Source organism: Streptomyces sp. NPDC059256 (assembly GCF_042753785.1).
Taxonomy (GTDB): Bacteria; Actinomycetota; Actinomycetes; order Streptomycetales; family Streptomycetaceae; genus Streptomyces.
The window spans coordinates 253,325-272,799 of the sequence record NZ_JBHYZO010000002.1; the positions used below are offsets into that span (position 1 = coordinate 253,325).

The window sequence follows — 19,475 nt, forward strand, 5'->3', positions numbered from 1 at the left end:
GCGTGCCGCGCCGCAGACGTCCCGCGCACCCACACCGTAACCTCGTAGTTCTTGTCCACACCCCTGATACACCGCAGCCACCAGAAAGGTTCCGGGCCGGCACATGGCGCTCTCCCTCTACGTCGACACCACGCGCTGGCGGGCGCACCAGAAGTCCGTGATCGACCAGTTCCCCGGTCTGGTGCCGGTCTGCAAAGGAAACGGCTATGGCTTCGGCCATGAGCGGCTCGCCGAAGAGGCATCCCGATTCGGCTCCGACATGCTGGCCGTCGGCACCACCTACGAAGCCGCCCGGATCAAGGACTGGTTCAGCGGCGATCTGCTGGTCCTGACCCCCTTCCGCCGCGGCGAGGAACCCGTTCCACTACCCGATCGGGTCATCCGCTCGGTCTCCTCCGTTGACGGCGTGCACGCCCTCGTGGGAGCACGCGTCGTCATCGAGTGCATGAGTTCCATGAAGCGCCACGGCGTCCTGGAGCAGGACCTGGGTCAACTGGCCGCCGCCATAGAGGACGTACGGCTGGAGGGTTTCGCGATCCATCTGCCGCTGGACCGGACGGACGGCTCCGACGCCGTCGAAGAGGTCATCGGCTGGATGGACCGGCTCCGCGCCGCACGGCTGCCGCTGCACACCATGTTCGTCAGCCATCTGCGCGCGGAAGAGCTCGCCCGGCTGCGTCAGCAGTTCCCGCAGACCCGGTTCCGCGCCCGTATCGGTACTCGTCTATGGCTCGGCGACCATGACTCAACCGAGTACCGCGGTTCCGTGCTCGACGTCACCCGCGTCGCGAAGGGCGACCGTTTTGGATACCGCCAGCAGAAGGCGGCGTCCGACGGCTGGTTGGTCGTCGTCGCGGGCGGAACGTCCCATGGAGTCGGGCTGGAGGCCCCCAAGGCCCTGCACGGTGTGATGCCCCGCGCCAAGGGTGTCGCCCGGGCAGGCTTGGCGACGGTCAACCGGAACCTGGCGCCCTTCGTCTGGGCGGGCAAGCAGCGCTGGTTCGCCGAGCCTCCGCACATGCAGGTGTCGATCCTCTTCGTGCCCTCGGACGCCCAGGAGCCCCGCGTGGGCGACGAACTGGTGGCGCATCTACGGCACACCACCACCCAGTTCGACCGGATCGTCGACCGCTGACCTTCTCGTACCTGCCCTGACCAGGGCACATCGGCCTCGGGCACTGGGACCCGGGGCCGGTGCCGGTGCCGTCCAGGCGGGAACACCGGCAGAGCGCCCCTGGGGCGTGTCAGACACATCCCCTCTGCTCTGCGACGCCCTGTAGACGGACGCCGCTCCTGGTCAGACACGACCTACAGCAGTCGCGAACCGCCCCCGCCACCCCAGCCGCTGGGCTGCTCGGGCGCCACGCCCCAGTCCACCTTGACGCCGTCCACCGGTTCCTCGACCTTCCCCGTGTCCCGAACCAGGGCGAAGACATCGGCAGCGCCGTCCAGGACTCCACCGGACGGATCGTCCGATCCGTCCTGGCGCACCCCGTCCCGCTCCGGCAGCAGGATGTCGCGGACCACCAGCGCACACAGATACAGCGTCCCCAACAGATGCAGGGCGATGGCGACCTGGTATCCCTCGGGCGGCAGGCCCTGGTGCTTGTCGCCCGTCGTGTACGCGAGGTACATCCAGATCCCCAGGAAGTACATGACCTCGCACGTCTGCCAGATCAGGAAGTCGCGCCAGCGCGGCCTGGCGAGCGCTGCCAGGGGGATCAGCCACAGCACGTACTGCGGCGAGTAGACCTTGTTGGTGAGGATGAACGCGGCCACCACCAGGAAGGCAAGCTGGGCGAACCGGGGCCTGCGGGGTGCCGCCAGCGCGAGGGCTGCGATCCCGGCGCACGCGAGCAGCATCAGCAGCGTGGCGTAGGTGTTGACCGTTTCGACCGCGATGGGCGACTTGGTGCGTTCGGTGATGATCAGCCAGAACGAGCCGAAGTCGATCTGCCGCTCCTGGCTGAACGTATAGAACTTCTTCCACCCCTCGGGCGCCAACACCATGACCGGGACGTTCACCACCAGCCAGGCCCCTGCCGCCCCCAGGGTCGCCGTGGCAAACTCGCGCCACTTCCCCGTACGCCAGCACAGCAGGAAGAGCGGACCGAGCAGCAGTGCGGGATAGAGCTTGGCCGCGGTCGCAAGGCCGATGAGGATGCCGAAGGCCAGCGGCCTGCTCCGCGACCACATGAGCATCGCCGCGGCGGTGAGCGCCACGGCCAGCAGGTCCCAGTTGATGGTCGCGGTCAGCGCGAAGGCGGGCGCCAGCGCCACCAGCAGCGCGTCCCAGGGCCGTCGGCGGTGCGTACGGGCGACGCAGACCGCGAGGATCGCGGTGCAGATCATCAACATGCCGGCGTTGATCATCCAGTACACCTGCTCCTGCTGCTGGATCGACCCCTCGGCGAGATTCAGCCACGAGGCGACCTGCATAAAGAGCCCCGTCAGTACGGGGTACTCCAGGAACTCCATGTCGCCGGGCAACCGGTCGAAGTAGGGGATGAGCCCTTCCGAGAAGCCGCGTCCCAGATACAGGTGCGGGATGTCGGAGTAGCAGGCGTGGGTGTACTGCGAACTGGCTCCCCGGAACCAGGCCCAGTTGTAGCAAGGCATCTTCTGCACCATCCCCAGGGCGAACATCCCCAGGGCGACCAGCACGACAACGCGTACGGGGGTGAACGGCCCGGTGCTACGGCGCTGGGCCCAGCGACCGAGGGGACCACCGATCAGTTCGCTGCCGGCGGCTGCGATGGAGTCCCGCCGGGTGGGACGTACGTCCGGCCGGTCCTGGGGCACGGTGGTCTTCTCTGTGCTGGGCATGGTGCTCATCCTGCCGTACGGCACCGACTGCGCCATCACGGTCTGGAAAGACCGGCGCCCGTGGCCATGGCACGACGCAGAAGTGCCCCACACCGATCACCACCGGTGTGGGGCACTGCCATCCGACGACCGTCGATCAGCCGTCCGGCCCTCCGAGCCATCCACCGCCCTTGCTACCGGGCCCACCCGAGCCCGTTGGCGAGGGACTGCTGGTGGGCCCCGGTCCTCCGTTGCTGTCGCCGTCTCCGGGACCGCCGTTGCCGGAACCGCCCGGATCACCGCCTTCGGAGCCACCCGGTTCGCCGCAGTCCAGTCCCCACGGGTCACACGATTCGCTCGCTGAAGGAGACGGCGAAGGCGAAGGCTTCGGGGTCTTCGACGGGGACGGGCTCTCGACGGGCTTCTCGGACTCCGACTCGCTCGGTTCCGGCTGCGGGCTCGGCGCCGGGCTCTCGGCGCCACCGCCCCAGACGGCCTCACCGATCGGTTCGGGCTTCGGGAACGTCAGCTTCGGCTCGCCCTTGAGCGCCTTGGTCATGTAGCGCTTCCAGATCTCCGAGGGGAAGGACGATCCGTGGACCTTCTTCTTGCCACCGGTGCCGTACATCATCTCGAAGGAACGCTCTTTGTTCTTCTCGTCCGAGTCGAGGCGGAACATGTCGATCGCTGTCGACAGCTGGGGGGTGTAGCCCACGAACCACGCCGACTTGTTGCCGTCGGTCGTACCGGTCTTGCCCGCCACTTGGCGTCCGGGAAGTCGGGCGTTCCTACCGGTGCCCTCCTCCTCGTCGACCACGTCCCTCAGCACGTCGGTCACCGTGTGGGCGACGTTCGCGGGGAACGCTCCCGTCGGCTCGTCCTTGTGCTTGTAGATGGTGACGGACTCCTTCTTGACCTCCTGCACCGAGTACGGATCGCGCTGCTGGCCGTTGGCCGCGAAGGTTCCGTACGCGCCGGCCATCCGGATGGCGCTCGGGGTGGAGATGCCGATGGAGAACGACGGCACGTTGGACTTGTCCAGGGAGGTCTCCAGCAGGCCGGCCTTGACCGCGGAGTCCCTCACCTGGGGGATACCGATGTCCATGCCGAGCTGGACGAAGGGAGAGTTCGCGGAGACGACCATCGACTCACGGAGGTTCAGGTCCTCGTAGGACTTGTCCCGGTCGTTGACCTGCAACCACTCCTTGCCTTCTTCATTGCGCCAAATCGATCCGTCGTAGCGCTTGATCTTCAGCTTGTTCTTGCCGCTGTAGACGCTCTTGTCGGGATCGACGATCTTGCGCTCTTCCAGCGACTGGTTCTCGCCGAGCTTGGGGTCGCGGACCCCGTCGGTCATCGCAGATGCGAGCACGAAGGGCTTGAACGTCGATCCGACCTGGGCACCGGTCTCATTGGCGTTGTTGATGAAGTGCTTGGTGGCGTCCTCACCACCGTAGATCGCGACGATCTTCCCGGTGGAGGGCTCCACCGAAGCGCCGCCGAACTGCACGAAGGTGTCCGTGTCCGGGCGCTTCTTGGGGTCGATGTTCTCCTCGTAGACGTCCTTGACCGTCTTGGCGAGCTTGGTGACCTTGTCCTTGTTGAAGGTCGTGCGGATCTCGTACCCGCCTTGGGCGAGCTCGTCGGCCGTCGGCTTGCCGCCGTTCTTGCTGAGGAAGCTGGCCTTGGCGAGGTCAACCAGATAGCCGACCTGCCCGCTGAGATTGGCGGCCTTCTTGACGGACTTGGGCATGGGATAGCCCTTTTGGAGGTAGCCGTCGCGCTCGGCGGAGTCGAGGTGACCGTCCTTGACCATCTCACCGAGGATCCACTTCCACCGCTTGGTGGCCCGCTTCAGGTTCTTCTCCCGGGTGGCCGCGGGGTCGATGTCGACGGCCCCGGCCGGGTCGTAGTACGTCGGACCCTTGAGCAGCGCCGTGAGTACCGCGCTCTGGCTGGCGTTGAGATCCTTGGCGTCCTTGTCGTAGTACGTACGGGCGGCGGCCTGGATGCCGTAGGCGCCGCGTCCGTAGTACGACGTGTTCAGATAGCCGGCCATGATGTCCTGCTTGTCCACCTCGTTATCGATCTTCATCGAGATGAACAGTTCCTTGAACTTCCGGCTCAGGGTCTGTGACTGGTCCCGGAGCCGGTTGTTCTTCACGTACTGCTGGGTGATGGTGGAGCCGCCCTGGGTCTGGCCGCCCTTGGCCATGTTCACCAGGGCTCGACCGATGCCCATCGGGTCGATGCCCTCGTCCTCCCAGAACGTCTTGTTCTCCGCGGAGATCACAGCGTTCTGCATGTGCAGGGGGATCTGCTCGAAGGAGATGTTCTGCCGGTTGATCTCGCCGCCGGTGGCGGCCATCTGAGAACCGTCGTCCCAGAGATAGACGTTGTTCTGTGCGGTCGCGCCCTTGTCCGGGTCGGGGATGCCCACCAGCGCATAGCCGATTCCGCCCGCGACCATCATGAGGCCGATGACGCCCAGGCTGACGCCGGTGGCGAGTTTCCAAGACGGCATCCAGCGGCGCCAGCCGTCCTTGCCACCCCGCGGGTAGTCGATGAACCGCTTCTTGCCGGGGTCGCCACCGTGACCTGATCCCCGAGCACCGCCGCCGCCCCCACCACGTCGACCGCCACGGCCACCCGCAGCCCCACCAGCGCCACCGTCGACCCGTCGACGGCCGGAGCCGCGCTGGGCGGCACGACGGGCCTCGGCCCGGCTGGTATAGGTGCGGTCATCCCCCTGAGGCGTGGGCTCCGCGGGGGAGCCGGGGGGAGAGTCCTGCCCGTAAGGGGCGGAAGGTGACTCCGTAGTGCTACGCCGTGGCGGTGCTGCGCGACGGCCGGATGGCTGCTGGGCGGCGCGCCTGGCAGCCGCCCGCCCGCCACCCTGCGGTTGTGGCGGTTTGCGACGGTGCTCGCTCATCGAACGACTACTCCTCGGGCAGGCGAGACGCCTGGAAGCGGCAGTTGTGTTCCGGGCCCCCGGAATGGATACGGACCAGACCAGACAAAGGTCTCATCCTCTGAGCACCCACGGCATTGACGTCTGCAGGCATCCCATGGTTCCCGGTGGTCGGCATCCGCACAGACTACGCACGGTCAAAGCTCCTCTAGCACTGAAGTTCATCCCAAAACAGGCAAGTTGCTCAACATCATTTGGGGATGTGACGCCGTTCACCATGAGCCCCCTTGTCGCACGCCAGACCTCGTCATATCGTGCTGATGTATCGACTCGATACATCAGCACGACATAAGCAGCCGGGCGAACGAAGGCGAGGATGATGAGCAGACGCTCCGGCATCCTTGAGTTCGCCGTGCTCGGCTTGCTCCGCGAGGCCCCGATGCACGGGTATGAGCTGCGCAAACGGCTCAACACCTCACTGGGAATCTTCCGGGCCTTCAGTTACGGAACCCTCTACCCCTGCCTCAAGACGCTGGTCGCCAACGGCTGGTTGATCGAGGAACCGGGAAGCGCTCTAGAGGACGCCCTGGCCGCTTCACTCTCAGGGCGCCGCGCCAAGATCGTCTACCGGTTGACGGCGGAAGGTAAAGACCACTTCGAGGAACTGCTCTCCCACACCGGCCCGGACAGCTGGGAGGACGAGCACTTCGCGGCTCGCTTCGCCTTCTTCGGGCAGACGGAGCGCGAGGTGCGGATGCGTGTGCTGGAAGGTAGGCGCAGCCGGCTGGAGGAACGGCTGGAGAAGATGCGCGCCTCCCTGGCACGGACTCGCGAGCGTCTCGACGACTACACCCTTGAGCTCCAGCGGCACGGCATGGAGTCCGTGGAACGCGAAGTGCGCTGGTTGAACGAGCTCATCGAGAGCGAGCGGGCGGGACGGGACCAACGGCGGCCCTCCTTGGACAGCTCGCCTCAACACGACAACACAACTGGGTCGGCGGACGGCCTGCCTCGGCTCGGGAGCTCCGAGTCCACCGAGGGCATGCCCTCAGGACCGGACACCCCTCCGAATCCGTCCAACGACACCGTCAACTGAGACCCCGCGGTCCGCAGGGTCTCATCCGGAATACCGAGAACAAACAGGGAGCAACCGGAATGGGTTCGGTTCGCGTAGCCATCGTCGGCGTGGGCAACTGCGCCGCCTCATTGGTGCAGGGCGTCGAGTTCTACAAGGACGCCGACCCGGCCGGCAAGGTGCCGGGTCTGATGCACGTCCAGTTCGGTGACTACCACGTCAAGGACGTCGAGTTCGTCGCCGCCTTCGACGTGGACGCCAAGAAGGTCGGCCTCGACCTGGCGGACGCCATCGGCGCCAGCGAGAACAACACCATCAAGATCTGCGATGTGCCGAACAGCGGCGTCACCGTGCAGCGTGGTCACACCTTGGACGGTCTGGGCAAGTACTACCGCCAGACCATCGAAGAGTCCGACGCGGCCCCGGTCGATGTTGTCCAGATCCTCAAGGACAAGCAGGTCGACGTTCTGGTCTGTTACCTGCCCGTCGGTTCCGAGGCTGCGGCGAAGTTCTACGCCCAGTGCGCCATCGACGCCAAGGTCGGCTTCGTCAACGCCCTCCCGGTCTTCATCGCCGGCACCAAGGAGTGGGCGGACAAGTTCACCGAGGCGGGCGTCCCGATCGTCGGTGACGACATCAAGTCCCAGGTCGGTGCCACCATCACCCACCGGGTGATGGCGAAGCTCTTCGAGGACCGGGGTGTCATCCTGGACCGCACGATGCAGCTGAACGTCGGCGGCAACATGGACTTCAAGAACATGTTGGAGCGGGAGCGCCTGGAGTCGAAGAAGATCTCCAAGACGCAGGCTGTCACCTCGCAGATCCGCGACCGCGAGTTGGGCGAGGACAATGTCCACATCGGTCCGTCGGACTATGTGGCCTGGCTGGACGACCGCAAGTGGGCGTACGTACGCCTTGAGGGTCGTGCCTTCGGTGACGTTCCGCTGAACCTTGAGTACAAGCTTGAGGTCTGGGACTCCCCGAACTCCGCCGGTGTCATCATCGACGCCGTGCGGGCTGCGAAGATCGCCAAGGACCGCGGCATCGGTGGCCCGATCCTCTCCGCATCCTCGTACTTCATGAAGTCGCCGCCCGTGCAGTACTTCGATGACGAGGCCCGTGAGAACGTCGAGAAGTTCATCGCGGGTGAGGTCGAGCGCTAGACGCTCCTCGTCACTCGGCTTCGCTCAGGGCCCGGCCGCTCCATGGCACGGGATCCCGGTGTCGCCGATCAGTCGACACCTGTTTGAACGCGGCGGAGTTCGCTGAGGTTCTCCACTGAGCTGAACGACCGTGAAGGGTCCCCGGGTCATCCACTCGGGGACCCTTCGCATGTGTGACCCTTGATCGCATGTCTGCCGTACGTGATCTGCGCGTACTCCTCCGCCTGACCAACTTCCGTCGTCTGCTTGCCGTGCGACTGCTCTCCCAGTCGGCCGACGGCGTCTATCAGGTTGCCCTCGCTACATACGTGGTCTTCTCCCCGGAGAAGCAGACCTCTCCGGCGGCCATTGCCTCGGCGATGGCCGTACTCCTGCTGCCCTACTCCCTTGTCGGGCCGTTCGCCGGAGTACTCCTCGACCGCTGGCGGCGGCGGCAGATCTTCCTGTACGGCAATCTCCTGCGAGCGCTCCTCGCAGGAGTGACCGCCGTGCTGATCCTTGTCTCGGTGCCCGACTGGATCTTTTTTGCGTCCGCCTTGTCCGTCACCGCGGTCAATCGCTTTGTTCTGGCAGGGCTCTCCGCGGCACTTCCGCGGGTGGTCGATGAGGAGCGTCTGGTCACGGCCAACGCACTTTCACCGACTGCGGGCACTTTGGCGGCCACGGCAGGTGGCGGACTGGCGTTCGCTGTCCGACTGGTCTCGGAAGACTCCGATGCTGCGGTGGTGACACTGGGGGCGGCGCTCTACCTCTGCTCCGCACTGGCCTCGCTCCGTATGGACAAACAGCTTCTCGGACCAGATCCAGAGCAGATCCAACCCCGCCTGGCTGCCGCGCTCGCCTCGACGGCGCGCGGACTCAGGGCGGGGCTACGCCATCTCGTGGAACGTCCGGCAGCCGCCCGAGTGCTGACCGCGATGACCTTGATGCGATTCAACTACGGGGCACTGACCGTCATGGTCCTCATGCTCTGTCGCTATGCCTGGTACGAGAACGAGCAGGACGGCCTCGCCCTCCTGGGGGTCGCCGTAGGCATCTCGGGAGCCGGATTCTTTGCGGCGGCAGTACTGACACCCTGGGCAGCCAGCCGACTTGGCCGCGTGGGCTGGATGGCCATCTGCTCGGGAGCGGCGGCTTTGCTGGTCCCCGCGTTGGGGCTCTCCTTCACTCCGGGCCCCACACTGGCCGCCGCGTTCATCCTGGGATTCATCACTCAAGGCTCAAAGATCACCACCGATACGGTCGTTCAGACCTCGGTGGACGACGCCTATCGAGGGCGCGTCTTCTCCCTCTATGACGTGCTGTTCAACGTCGCCTTCGTAGGGGCGGCCGGAGTGGCCGCACTCATACTGCCCCCTGACGGGCGATCGCTACAGCTCCTCGTGTTGGTCTCAGCGATCTATGGGGCAACCGCCATCGCCCTGGCCCGATGGAATCGAGAAGGCACTCGCTCCATATAACGGGGACGCCGTGGATCGAGAAGCACTCAGGGCGATGTTTCACGTGAAACATCGCCCCGCCGAAGTGAGCCCATGGGTGGGGCTTGATGTTTCACGTGAAACATCAAGCCCCACCCCCTCCTACTCCTGGCTTGCCCACCACTCCTTCAGCGCGGCAACGGCTGCCTCTTGATCCATCGGACCGTTCTCCAAGCGCAACTCCAACAGGAAGCTATAGGCGCGCCCGATCACCGGCCCGGGCCCCACACCCAGGATCTCCTGGATCTGGTTGCCGTTGAGGTCGGGCCTGATGGCGTCGAGCTCTTCTTGCTCCTGTAGCTGCGCGATCCGCTCTTCAAGTCCGTCATATGTGCGTGACAGGGCGCTCGCCTTGCGCTTGTTGCGGGTGGTGCAGTCCGAGCGGGTGAGTTTGTGCAGTCGGGCCAGCTGAGGCCCAGCGTCACGGACATACCGACGCACTGCGGAATCTGTCCACTCCCCGGCACCGTATCCATGGAACCGCAGATGCAGTTCCACCAACCGCGAGACATCCCTGACCATCTCATTGGAGTACTTCAGAGCGGTCATCCGCTTCTTGGTCATCTTGGCGCCCACCACCTCGTGATGATGGAACGACACCCGTCCGTCCTCTTCGAAGCGTCGAGTCCGCGGCTTGCCGATGTCATGCAGAAGGGCAGCCAGCCTGAGCACCAGATCAGGTCCGTCCTCCTCAAGATCAATGGCTTGTTCCAGCACGGTCAGGGAGTGCTCGTACACATCCTTGTGCCGGTGGTGCTCATCGCTCTCCAGCCGCAGCGCAGGCAACTCGGGCAGCATTCGGTCGGCCAAACCAGAATCGACGAGGAGCGCCAGCCCCTTGCGTGGGTGCGCCGAGAGAACCAACTTGTTGAGCTCATCCCGAACCCGCTCCGCCGAGACGATCTCCAGACGGTCGGACATGTCCTTCATCGCGGAAACGACGTCGGGGGCCACTTCAAAGTCCAATTGAGCGGCGAACCGTGCGGCCCTCATCATCCTGAGCGGATCATCCGAGAAGGAATCCTCCGGTGTACCCGGCGTTCTCAGCACTCGGGCCGCAAGATCTTCCAAACCGCCGTGAGGGTCGATGAACTCCTTCTCCGGCAGGGCAACGGCCATCGCGTTCACCGTGAAGTCACGGCGGACGAGGTCCTCCTCGATGGACTCACCGTAGGAGACCTCAGGTTTGCGCGAAGTCCTGTCGTACGCCTCGGACCGATAGGTCGTGACCTCGATCTGATAGCCGTCCTTCTGAGCGCCGACGGTCCCGAAGGCGATGCCCACGTCCCATACCGAATCAGCCCAGGGACGGATGATCTTCAGTACGTCCTCGGGACGGGCGTCCGTCGTAAAGTCAAGATCGTTACCGAGCCTGCCGAGCAGCGCGTCCCGGACCGAGCCTCCCACGAGGGCAAGACTGAATCCCGCATCCCGAAAGAGGCGGGCAAGATCGTCAGCGACGGGGGCTACACGCAGTAGCTGAGTCACCGCGCGGTGTTGCACCTGATTCGGCGCGGTGGAGATGTCTTCGTTGGCGTTCGGCACAACAGAAGAGGGTACGTGGCCCCGGCGACTGAAGCGCCCGTCTTTACTAGCGCCCCACGATGCACGCCTGGCCACACAGACAACAGGAGCAAGATCTCAGGCCGAGGAAAGAGCACATTCGGCTAACCGTTGCGATCTTGTAAAACACTCCGCGGCACTTCAGCACAGCGTGCCTCGTTACCATGCGTGGACGCGATATGCGACAGCGACCAATGGCGACAGACAACAGGGACGGACGTGCGCGTGGCCGAGGCGGCAGACTTCCAAGGGGGGCCCCCTTCCCCTGCCCGCCGGCGACTGGGTCGTGCAGCCTCGCTGGTGGCCGGCCTCCCCTTGGTGGCAGGTCTCCTCGGTGGGCCGGGAGCCTCCCTTGCCCATGCCGACGAAGCGCCTTCCGGCTCGCGCACGGTCGCGGTGTCCCTCTCTTCCTTCACACCGGCCGCGCCGGTTGAGGACGACACCCTCACGATCTCTGGCACGGTGTTGAACCAGGGCAAACAGACCGTGACCGATGTCGAACTTGAGCTGTACGTCGGATCCCAGTTGCAGGGCAGAACGGCCATTGATCGAGCTGCCAAACGGACCGGCTACACCCCGGGTGCCGAAGGGCGCCCCATCAACGACAAGTACACCCTGAAGCTCCCCGAACTCGTCGCCGGCATCAGCAGGGACTTCTCCCTCTCCGTTCCGGTGGAAGAACTGGACCTGGGGGACGGAGGGGTCTACCAACTGGGCATCGCGCTCCAGGGCAGGACTCCGGCAGAGCCCATTGACCAGGTACTGGGCATGGAGCGGACCTTTCTGCCGTGGCAACCCGACACCCTGGACAAGCGGACCCAGCTCACCTACCTCTGGCCTCTGATCTCCTCGACCCACCTCACGTCAGAGACGGAGACGGGCTCGGACGAACGCCAGACACCGGTCTTCGCTGATGAGTCCCTGGCCAAGGAACTGGCGCCCGAAGGTCGGCTGGGCCAGATGGTCGCCCTGGGCAAAGGGCTTCCGGTCACCTGGGTGGTGGATCCCGACCTCCTGGCCACCGTGGACGCGATGACGGGAAACTACCGGGTCAAGAGCGGGGACCGTACGGTCGCAGGGCGGAACCAGGCGGTCGCCAACCAATGGCTGACTTCTGTCGAAGCAGCCGTCGAGGGTCGCAAGGTGGTCGCGCTGCCCTTCGCCGATCCAGATCTCGCCTCCTTGGCACACCGCGGCAAGCATGTGTCCGGTTCCCTCAGTCACCTTCAGCAAGCCACGGATGTCGCCGCCAAGACGGTGGAAACAATCATTCATGAGAAGCCGTCCACTGACTTCGCCTGGCCTGTCGACGGTGCTGTGGACTCGTCGATCGTCGATGTGGCGACCTCGGCGGGCGCCAGCAAGGTGATCGCGCGCAGCGACAGCCTGCGCGACAACCTGGAGTACACCGCGACGGCCGCCCGGCCGATCGGCGGTGGAACGACCGCCGTGGTCAGTGATGTCCGGCTTTCGAAGGCTTTCCAGGGCCCCATGCTGAACAGCGGGGATTCGACGCTCGCCATTCAGCAGTTCCTCGCCCAGACCCTGGCAGTGACACTTCAGGATCCGGGCAACCCTCGCAGCATCGTCGTGGCCCCCCAGCGCATGCCGAGCGCTTCCCAGGCCCAGTCCATGGCCCGCGCCCTTACGGCCCTGGACGCGCAGCGCTGGACCCGTCCGTTGGACCTGGTGTCTGCCGCGGCGGTCGAGCCCGACGCCGGGGCGACGACCACGGTCGCGCCTTCGTCCCGGTATCCCAAGAGCCTGCGGAAGCAGGAGCTGCCCGTGCGGGCGTTCCAGGACATCCGGGCCACGCAGAACGCCCTCGACAAGTTCACGGTCATCCTGACGCAGATGGACCGGGTGGAGACGCCGTTCGGACGGGCAATCGACCGTGAGATGTCCACGTCGTGGCGTGGAAACCCGGTCGGGGCCCAGTCGTACCGCGACGGCGTACAGAAGAACCTCCAGTCCCTCACCGAGGAAGTGGAGTTGATCGACAAGTCGCAGATCACCCTTTCCGGACGGAGCGCGACGATCCCGGTCACGGTGCAGAACCGGCTGGTGCAGGGCGTCGACAATCTGGTTCTCCGGCTCAGCTCGGACAATGCAGCGCGACTGAGCCTCGGCGACGACAAGGGCACCGCTGAACAGCCGGTCACCGTGCAAGGGGGACACAGCCAGTCGGTGAAGTTCGACGCCCTGGCGAACGCCAACGGCCAGGTCCGTATGACCGCCCAGCTCTATACGCAGGACAACAAGCCGTACGGCGAGAAGATGCAGTTCACGGTGAAGGTCTCGGAGATCACTCCCACCGTGATGCTCGTCATCGCCGGTGGGGTGCTGCTGCTGGTCCTCGCCGGTGTGCGGATGTACACGCAGCGCAAGCGGGCGGCCCTGCTGGACCCTGCCGCCGCTGAGGCGACGTCCGACGAGGACGACGCCGAGACGCCGCGGCCCGTGAACGAGAACGAGAACGACAACCAGGCAGCAGCAGGAGAAGGGGAAGGGGCCACCGAGCGCCCTGAGGGCGACATCCGCGAGCCCGATCCCGGGCAGGCGAGTGACCCGACACCGGACACCAAACCGGAAAGCGGCAACGCATCGGGCCCGGGTGAGAAAGTGGACCGTTGAGCGATGTCGTGGCCGGCCGGCCGGGGACGATGAGGTGGGGTAGCAATGAACGCGCCGTACGACGGTGACCGCGGTCAGGGCGCGGGCGTGGGCCCAGACGGTCAGGTTCCGCCGCAGCCTGAACCTGACCCCGGCGCACAGCACCCGTCCCCCCGGGAGGGATATGGACACGAGGGGTACGGACCTGCGGGCTATGGCCAGGAAGGATACGGCCAGGAGCACTACGCCCAAGATCCCTACACACAGGACGCCTATGCCCAGGACCCCTACCGGACCCATGATCTGTCCGCCCAGGATCCGGTCGCCGAGGCCCTCTACGACCGGGCTGCCCACCCCCCGCCCCCTCCCGGCACCTACCAGCAGCCGCAGCCGCTCTACCAGCAGCCGCCCGTTGCGCAGTACGCACCCGATCCCCGGGTCTGGGCCCAGACCCCACCGCCCGAGCCCGAAGGCCCTTCCCGGCATCTGCCCTACGGCGACGACGCGAGGACCACTCAGTTCACCGGTGTCGACGAGCTGGTCACCCGGGCGGGCGATCGGGAGCCGGAGCCGGACGCCTTCGCCCATCTCTTCCGGGACCAGCAGGCATCTCCCCAGCAGATCCCCGCACCAACGGCAGAACCACTGCCGGCGCCCCCACCGCAGAAGCCGGCCAACAAGACCGCAGGGCTGTTGAAGTCCAGCGCCATCATGGCGGCGGGCACCATCGTCTCGCGGCTGACCGGCTTCCTCCGGACCTTGGTGATGGCAGCGGCCATCGGCGTGGGAACGCTCAACGACTCCTACCAGGTCGCCAACGTCCTCCCGACCATGATCTACGTCCTGGTCGGCGGTGGCGCCCTCAACGCGGTCTTCATCCCCCAGCTCGTGCGAGCCATGAAGAACGACGAAGACGGCGGAGAGGCATACGCCAACCGACTGCTGACCCTCGTCATCGTCCTGCTCGCGGGTGTCACCACGCTCGGCGTTCTCGCGGCACCGCTCCTGATCCAGATCATGTCGGACTCGATCGCGTCCGACCCTCAGCAGATGGAGGTAGCGGTCACCTTCGCCCGCTACTGCCTGCCGACCCTGTTCTTCATGGGCGTCCACGTGGTGCTTGGGCAGATCCTCAACGCACGCGGTCGATTCGGCGCGATGATGTGGACCCCGGTCCTGAACAACATCGTGATCATCGCTACCTTCGGTGCCTTCATCTGGGCGTTCGGCAGCTTCACCGAGACCGGAGTGGACAGCTCGACCATCACTCCCGAAGGTGTCCGACTGCTCGGCATCGGCACCCTGCTCGGACTGGTCGTTCAGGCGCTGGCAATGATCCCGTACCTGCGCGAAGCCGGTTTCAAGATGAAGCTGCGCTTCGACTGGAAGGGACAGGGTCTGGGCAAGGCCGCCGGCCTCGCCAAGTGGACCTTCTTCTTCGTGCTGGCGAACCAGCTCGGCATGATCGTCGTGACCCAGCTGGCCACCTGGGCCGGCGGCACGGCCGCGAGGGAAGAGGGCGTCACGGGCGCCGGCATCACCGCGTACAACTACGCCCTGCTCCTGTGGCAGATGCCGCAGGCCATCATCACCGTATCGGTCATGACGGCTGTCCTTCCGAGGATCTCCCGCTCCGCCAGTGACGGCGACTCGGCGGCCGTGCGCGACGACATCTCCCACGGCCTACGTACCTCGGCCGTCGCCATCGTGCCCTGTGCCTTCGCCTTCCTCGCGCTCGGTGTACCGATGACCAGCCTGCTCTACGCCGGCTCGGGGGAGGAAGGTGCCCGAAACATCGGCTTCATCCTGATGGCGTTCGGTCTCGGGCTGATCCCGTACTCGGTGCAGTACGTCGTACTCCGTGGCTTCTACGCCTACGAGGACACCAGGACGCCCTTCTACAACACGGTGATCGTGGCCTTCGTCAACGCGCTGGCCTCCGCGATCAGCTTTGTCGTGCTGCCAGCCCGCTGGGCGGTCGTCGGCATGGCCGCCTCGTACGGGCTCGCCTACATGGTCGGCGTCGGTGTCGCCTGGTCCAGGCTGAACAAGCGCCTGGGCGGAGATCTCGACGGTCCGCACGTGCTGCGGACCTACGCCCGGCTCTGCTTGGCCTCCCTTCCCGCGGCAGCCCTGGGCGGGGCAGCCGCGTACGCCATCCTCAAGGCCCTCGGTGGCGGAGCCGTAGGTTCCCTTGCCGCACTGGTAGCGGGTGGAATCGTGCTCCTGGCCGTGTTCTTCCTGGCGGCGAAGCGGATGCGCATCGAGGAGCTGAACTCCATGGTCGGAATGGTCCGCGGGCGCCTCGGCCGCTAGTCGACTGCAATACCGCACAACCATCGCTGTCCGCTGTGTGTCGTGCATAGCGGCGGACTGTGGGCACAATTGGCATGGCTGTTTGTTCATGCGCAACGGATGGGGAGGCAGGAACGACGGTGGCGGAACGTAGCACGGCTGCCGTCGACGTGGCCGACAACAGCGGAGACGAACCGCTGACCGCGCAGGCGGACAAGGCCACGACCGACGGGGCGGCCCAGACGGAGAACACGGCGGAAGGCAAAACGCCGGAGACGGGCAGTGAGCGACAGAGGGCCGAGCCTTCGATCGCCCCGCCCGAGCTACACAGCGGCCACAAGCTCGCCAGACGCTACCGTCTGGAGGAGTGCGTCACCCGTCTGGACGGTTTCAGCAGCTGGCGTGCCGTGGACGAGAAACTACGCCGTGCTGTCGGGGTCCATCTCCTACCCGCCGACCACCCACGAGCCCGCTCGGTCCTGGCTGCGGCGCGCTCCGCGGCCCTCCTCGGAGATCCGCGATTCGTCCAGGTACTGGATGCGGTCGAGGAGAACGACCTCGTCTATGTGGTCCATGAGTGGCTGCCGGATGCCACCGAGCTCACGGCGGTGCTGGCGCTCGGCCCCATGGAGCCGCACGACGCCTATCACCTCGTGGATCAGCTCTCACAGGCCATGACCGCGGCGCACCGCGAGGGGCTGGCGCATCTCAGGCTCACGCCGGGGGCCGTACTAAGGACCTCGACCGGCCAGTACCGCATCCGTGGGCTAGCGGTGAACGCCGCGCTAAGGGGCATCACCACCGACCGTCCCCAGCGGGCCGACACCGAGGCGATCGGCGCCCTTCTCTACGCCGCCCTGACCCATCGCTGGCCCTACGAGAGCAATGCGTACGGCCTCTCCGGGCTTCCCAAGGGCATCGGGCTCCTCCCACCCGACCAGGTCAGGGCCGGTGTCCATCGAGGACTCTCCGAACTCGCCATGCGGGCACTGGTCAACGAGGGTGCAACGGCTTCCCGACAGGAACCCCCTTGCACCACCCCGGAAGAACTGGCCAAGGCAGTCGCGTCGATGCCACGGATCCGCCCTCCGGAACCGGCCTTCGCCTCGCCACCCGACTACCAGCGGACCACCTACCAACAGGGCGTCTACGGGCGTCCTCCCCACCCCGGCGTCATGACCACGCAGGCGATCCCCACTCCTCCCGCACCACTCGAAAGTCGTACGGGCAAGGTTCTGAAGTGGGGAGTGGCCGCCCTGCTGATCGCTGCTCTGGGACTCGGTAGCTGGCAGGTCGCCGACAGGCTGATCGACCACGGCAAGGAACGAGTCGACCCGGGCACCACCCAGTCCGAGACCGGAAACAAGAACGAAGGCGTCAATCCCCTTCCCGAGACCGGAAAGCCGATCACCATCGAGTCGGCGCGAGACTTCGACCCCTTCGGCTCGGACAGGTCCGAGAAGCCTGCAGGGATACAGAAGAGCTTCGACGGAGACCGCAGCACCTACTGGAACACGGATGGCTACCGCGGCAAGTCCAACTTCGGCGGACTGAAGGCCGGAGTCGGCCTCATCCTGGACCTCGGCAAGGTGCAGCCGATCGGGACTGTCGATGTGTCCTTCCTCGGAGGGACCACCTCCGTGGAACTGCGGGCCGCGTCCGAATCGGCACAATCGGAGCCCGACAGCTTCAGGAAGTACGCCAAGGTCGCCGAGGGGTCCGGAACCAATGTCTCCCTTAAGCCTGGCAAGCCGTTGAAGTCGCGATACGTTCTGGTCTGGCTGACCAATCTTCCGTCAACCGGCGAGGGTGATTTCCGAGGCAAGGTCTCAGAAATCAAGATCACCACCTGACGGCACCAGGGGAGGGGCTGCACCGTTGGACGACGCGATACCTCGCGACACCAGCGACCAAGACCTGTTGGCCAGCCATGTCGCGGGGGACCCACACGCCTTTGGTGAGCTGGTGCGTCGGCATCGCGACAGACTCTGGGCCGTCGCCCTACGGACCCTGGGGGATCGCGAAGAGGCCGCCGACGCCGTCCAGGACGCTCTTGTCTCCGCCTTCCGAGCAGCTCACACCTTTCGGGGTCAGTCCGCCGTGACCACATGGCTTCATCGCATCACGGTGAATGCCTGTCTGGATCGTGCGCGTAAGGCAGCGACGCGCAAAACGTCTCCCATCGATGACGCACAGCGCCTGGAGCAGCTACTGGAACCGCATGAATCGGCGGAAGCGCCGGCTGAGCGCCAGGACCTCAACCGAGAACTCCTGGCGGCCCTGGCCAAACTTCCGCCGGATCAGCGCGCCGCACTCATCCTCGTCGATATGCAGGGATACCCCGTGGCGGAGGCCGCTCTCGTCCTCGATGTGCCGGTAGGAACGGTCAAGAGCAGGTGCGCCCGTGGCCGGGCCAGACTGCTGCCCATGCTCACCCATCTGCGCGCTGATGCCGGGGATAGCCGTGGGCCGAGCGGGGGAAGGAACCGGACGCCGGGGGATTCCGTCCCATCGGCATCGGGACCACGGGACACAGAGCCAAACGGCTCTGCTGCTGCGAAGGGCGGAGGTGGGCGCGCGTGACATCCACGGCCGATATGACTCAGCACCCGGACGTCTCAGAGATCTCCGATCTCACCGAAGGGTTGCTCTCCCCTGCCCAGAGCAACGATCTCCGACAGCATCTGGACGACTGCGCGCTGTGTGCAGACGTTCATGCCTCCCTGGAGGAGATCCGGGGCATGCTCGGCACGCTGCCCGGAACGCCGCGCATGCCGGCAGATATCGCCGAGCGCATTGACGCGGCCCTCGCCGCCGAAGCGCTACTCGATTCCACAGCTCCCGAACGCAAGACGCATGTTTCACGTGAAACAACGCACGTCTCGTCGAAGCAGGAGACCCACCCCGCAACGGAGCGGCCTTCAGGTCATGCCCGCGGCACCACTGGTCCCGGGCGCACTCGGACGAAGCGGCGGCGGCGCACAGCCACCCTGGGCGCCGTCTTCACGATCGCCGCCATCAGCATGAGCGTGCTTCTCCTACAGATGGTTCGATCCACCGATGACGGCGCCTCGGAGAAACGCTCCACCAGCGCTGGCGTGGCCGACCTCGGTTCGGCTGATGACTTCGCAGGCCCAGCTCTGGAGAGCACCGTGCAGCTACTCGTCGGGGGCAACGCTTCCGCTAGGCGTTCCGTGCCGGAGAACAGCAATGGTGTCCGCACCCATGAAGCACCGTCTTCGCCGAAGACCCTGAAGGGCGCCGCGGCACCGACCTGTGTCCAGCAAGGAACAGGACGCCTCGACTCTCCGATTGCCGTGGAGCAGGGCACGTACGAAGGGGAGAACGCCTATCTGATGGTCTTCCCCCACTCCTCTGACACGGGGCTCGTTCAGGCGTACGTCGTCGATGCCGTCTGTGTGAACAGCTCACCGCCGGCTGCTGGAAAGCTGCTCTTGGAAGAGACCTACTCTCGTCGCTGACGCATTGGTTCGCGCTGTATGCCGTCCCGGGAATGCGAGCCCCTTAGTATCCGTTGGGTGGGGTGAGGAGTCATTGACCCGGCACCCCGG

Annotated in this window: 12 protein-coding genes; 9 read left to right on the forward strand and 3 right to left on the reverse strand. The window is 65.7% G+C overall.

The window, feature by feature from the left end; all coding sequences use genetic code 11:
- Window positions 1-103 precede the first annotated feature (103 nt).
- A complete protein-coding gene (locus tag ACFXJL_RS05730; RefSeq protein WP_329021216.1) occupies window positions 104-1,135 on the forward strand; it encodes an alanine racemase in 1,032 nt (343 codons plus the stop codon).
- 173 nt (window positions 1,136-1,308) lie between these two features.
- Here ACFXJL_RS05730 and ACFXJL_RS05735 read toward each other — a convergent pair whose 3' ends face one another.
- Together ACFXJL_RS05735 and ACFXJL_RS05740 are read right to left on the reverse strand one after the other, a co-directional pair.
- On the reverse strand, window positions 1,309-2,826 hold the full coding sequence (locus tag ACFXJL_RS05735) for a glycosyltransferase family 87 protein (protein ID WP_384689519.1): 1,518 nt from the start codon (window positions 2,824-2,826) through the stop codon (window positions 1,309-1,311).
- A 136-nt stretch (window positions 2,827-2,962) separates the two neighbouring features.
- On the reverse strand, window positions 2,963-5,737 hold the full coding sequence (locus ACFXJL_RS05740; protein WP_384634072.1) for a transglycosylase domain-containing protein: 2,775 nt from the start codon (window positions 5,735-5,737) through the stop codon (window positions 2,963-2,965).
- Window positions 5,738-6,095: 358 nt separating this feature from the next.
- Here ACFXJL_RS05740 and ACFXJL_RS05745 point away from each other — a divergent pair, with 358 nt between their 5' ends.
- From ACFXJL_RS05745 to ACFXJL_RS05755, 3 genes are all read left to right on the forward strand, one after another.
- Window positions 6,096-6,812, forward strand: a complete 717-nt coding sequence (locus tag ACFXJL_RS05745) for a helix-turn-helix transcriptional regulator (RefSeq protein WP_329021219.1) — start codon at window positions 6,096-6,098, stop codon at window positions 6,810-6,812.
- A 59-nt stretch (window positions 6,813-6,871) separates the two neighbouring features.
- On the forward strand, window positions 6,872-7,954 hold the full coding sequence (locus ACFXJL_RS05750) for an inositol-3-phosphate synthase (protein WP_358877008.1): 1,083 nt from the start codon (window positions 6,872-6,874) through the stop codon (window positions 7,952-7,954).
- A 188-nt stretch (window positions 7,955-8,142) separates the two neighbouring features.
- Window positions 8,143-9,414 carry an MFS transporter gene (locus tag ACFXJL_RS05755; RefSeq protein WP_384689523.1) on the forward strand — a complete coding sequence of 424 codons (1,272 nt, stop codon included), beginning with the start codon at window positions 8,143-8,145 and terminating at the stop codon, window positions 9,412-9,414.
- A 120-nt stretch (window positions 9,415-9,534) separates the two neighbouring features.
- Here ACFXJL_RS05755 and ACFXJL_RS05760 read toward each other — a convergent pair whose 3' ends face one another.
- Window positions 9,535-10,977 carry a CCA tRNA nucleotidyltransferase gene (locus tag ACFXJL_RS05760; RefSeq protein WP_358877084.1) on the reverse strand — a complete coding sequence of 481 codons (1,443 nt, stop codon included), beginning with the start codon at window positions 10,975-10,977 and terminating at the stop codon, window positions 9,535-9,537.
- A gap of 243 nt (window positions 10,978-11,220) precedes the next feature.
- Between ACFXJL_RS05760 and ACFXJL_RS05765 the strand changes: the two genes are divergently transcribed.
- From ACFXJL_RS05765 to ACFXJL_RS05785, 5 genes are all read left to right on the forward strand, one after another.
- Window positions 11,221-13,629 (forward strand): DUF6049 family protein, encoded by a 2,409-nt coding sequence (locus ACFXJL_RS05765; RefSeq protein ID WP_384689525.1) that lies wholly within the window; start codon window positions 11,221-11,223, stop codon window positions 13,627-13,629.
- 45 nt (window positions 13,630-13,674) lie between these two features.
- The gene (murJ, locus tag ACFXJL_RS05770; RefSeq protein WP_358877005.1) at window positions 13,675-15,924 is read left to right on the forward strand and encodes a murein biosynthesis integral membrane protein MurJ; all 2,250 of its coding nucleotides are present in this window, start codon (window positions 13,675-13,677) and stop codon (window positions 15,922-15,924) included.
- Between the two features lie 119 nt (window positions 15,925-16,043).
- Window positions 16,044-17,756: a protein kinase family protein gene (locus ACFXJL_RS05775; RefSeq protein ID WP_358877004.1), complete on the forward strand. Its 1,713-nt coding sequence runs from the start codon at window positions 16,044-16,046 to the stop codon at window positions 17,754-17,756.
- A gap of 25 nt (window positions 17,757-17,781) precedes the next feature.
- Window positions 17,782-18,486, forward strand: a complete 705-nt coding sequence (gene sigM / locus ACFXJL_RS05780; RefSeq protein ID WP_358877003.1) for an RNA polymerase sigma factor SigM — start codon at window positions 17,782-17,784, stop codon at window positions 18,484-18,486.
- A complete protein-coding gene (locus tag ACFXJL_RS05785) occupies window positions 18,483-19,385 on the forward strand; it encodes an anti-sigma factor family protein (RefSeq protein ID WP_384689529.1) in 903 nt (300 codons plus the stop codon). The genes sigM and ACFXJL_RS05785 overlap by 4 nt, the downstream gene beginning before the upstream one ends.
- Window positions 19,386-19,475 lie beyond the last annotated feature (90 nt).

Excerpts from the sequence above, each read along its gene's own strand:
- ACFXJL_RS05730 (WP_329021216.1), top strand. The coding sequence starts at position 104 with ATGGCGCTCTCCCTCTACGTCGACACCACGCGCTGGCGGGCGCACCAG.
- ACFXJL_RS05735 (WP_384689519.1), bottom strand. The coding sequence starts at position 2,826 with ATGCCCAGCACAGAGAAGACCACCGTGCCCCAGGACCGGCCGGACGTA.
- ACFXJL_RS05740 (WP_384634072.1), bottom strand. The coding sequence starts at position 5,737 with ATGAGCGAGCACCGTCGCAAACCGCCACAACCGCAGGGTGGCGGGCGG.
- murJ (WP_358877005.1), top strand. The coding sequence starts at position 13,675 with ATGAACGCGCCGTACGACGGTGACCGCGGTCAGGGCGCGGGCGTGGGC.
- ACFXJL_RS05755 (WP_384689523.1), top strand. The coding sequence starts at position 8,143 with ATGTCTGCCGTACGTGATCTGCGCGTACTCCTCCGCCTGACCAACTTC.
- ACFXJL_RS05745 (WP_329021219.1), top strand. The coding sequence starts at position 6,096 with ATGAGCAGACGCTCCGGCATCCTTGAGTTCGCCGTGCTCGGCTTGCTC.
- ACFXJL_RS05750 (WP_358877008.1), top strand. The coding sequence starts at position 6,872 with ATGGGTTCGGTTCGCGTAGCCATCGTCGGCGTGGGCAACTGCGCCGCC.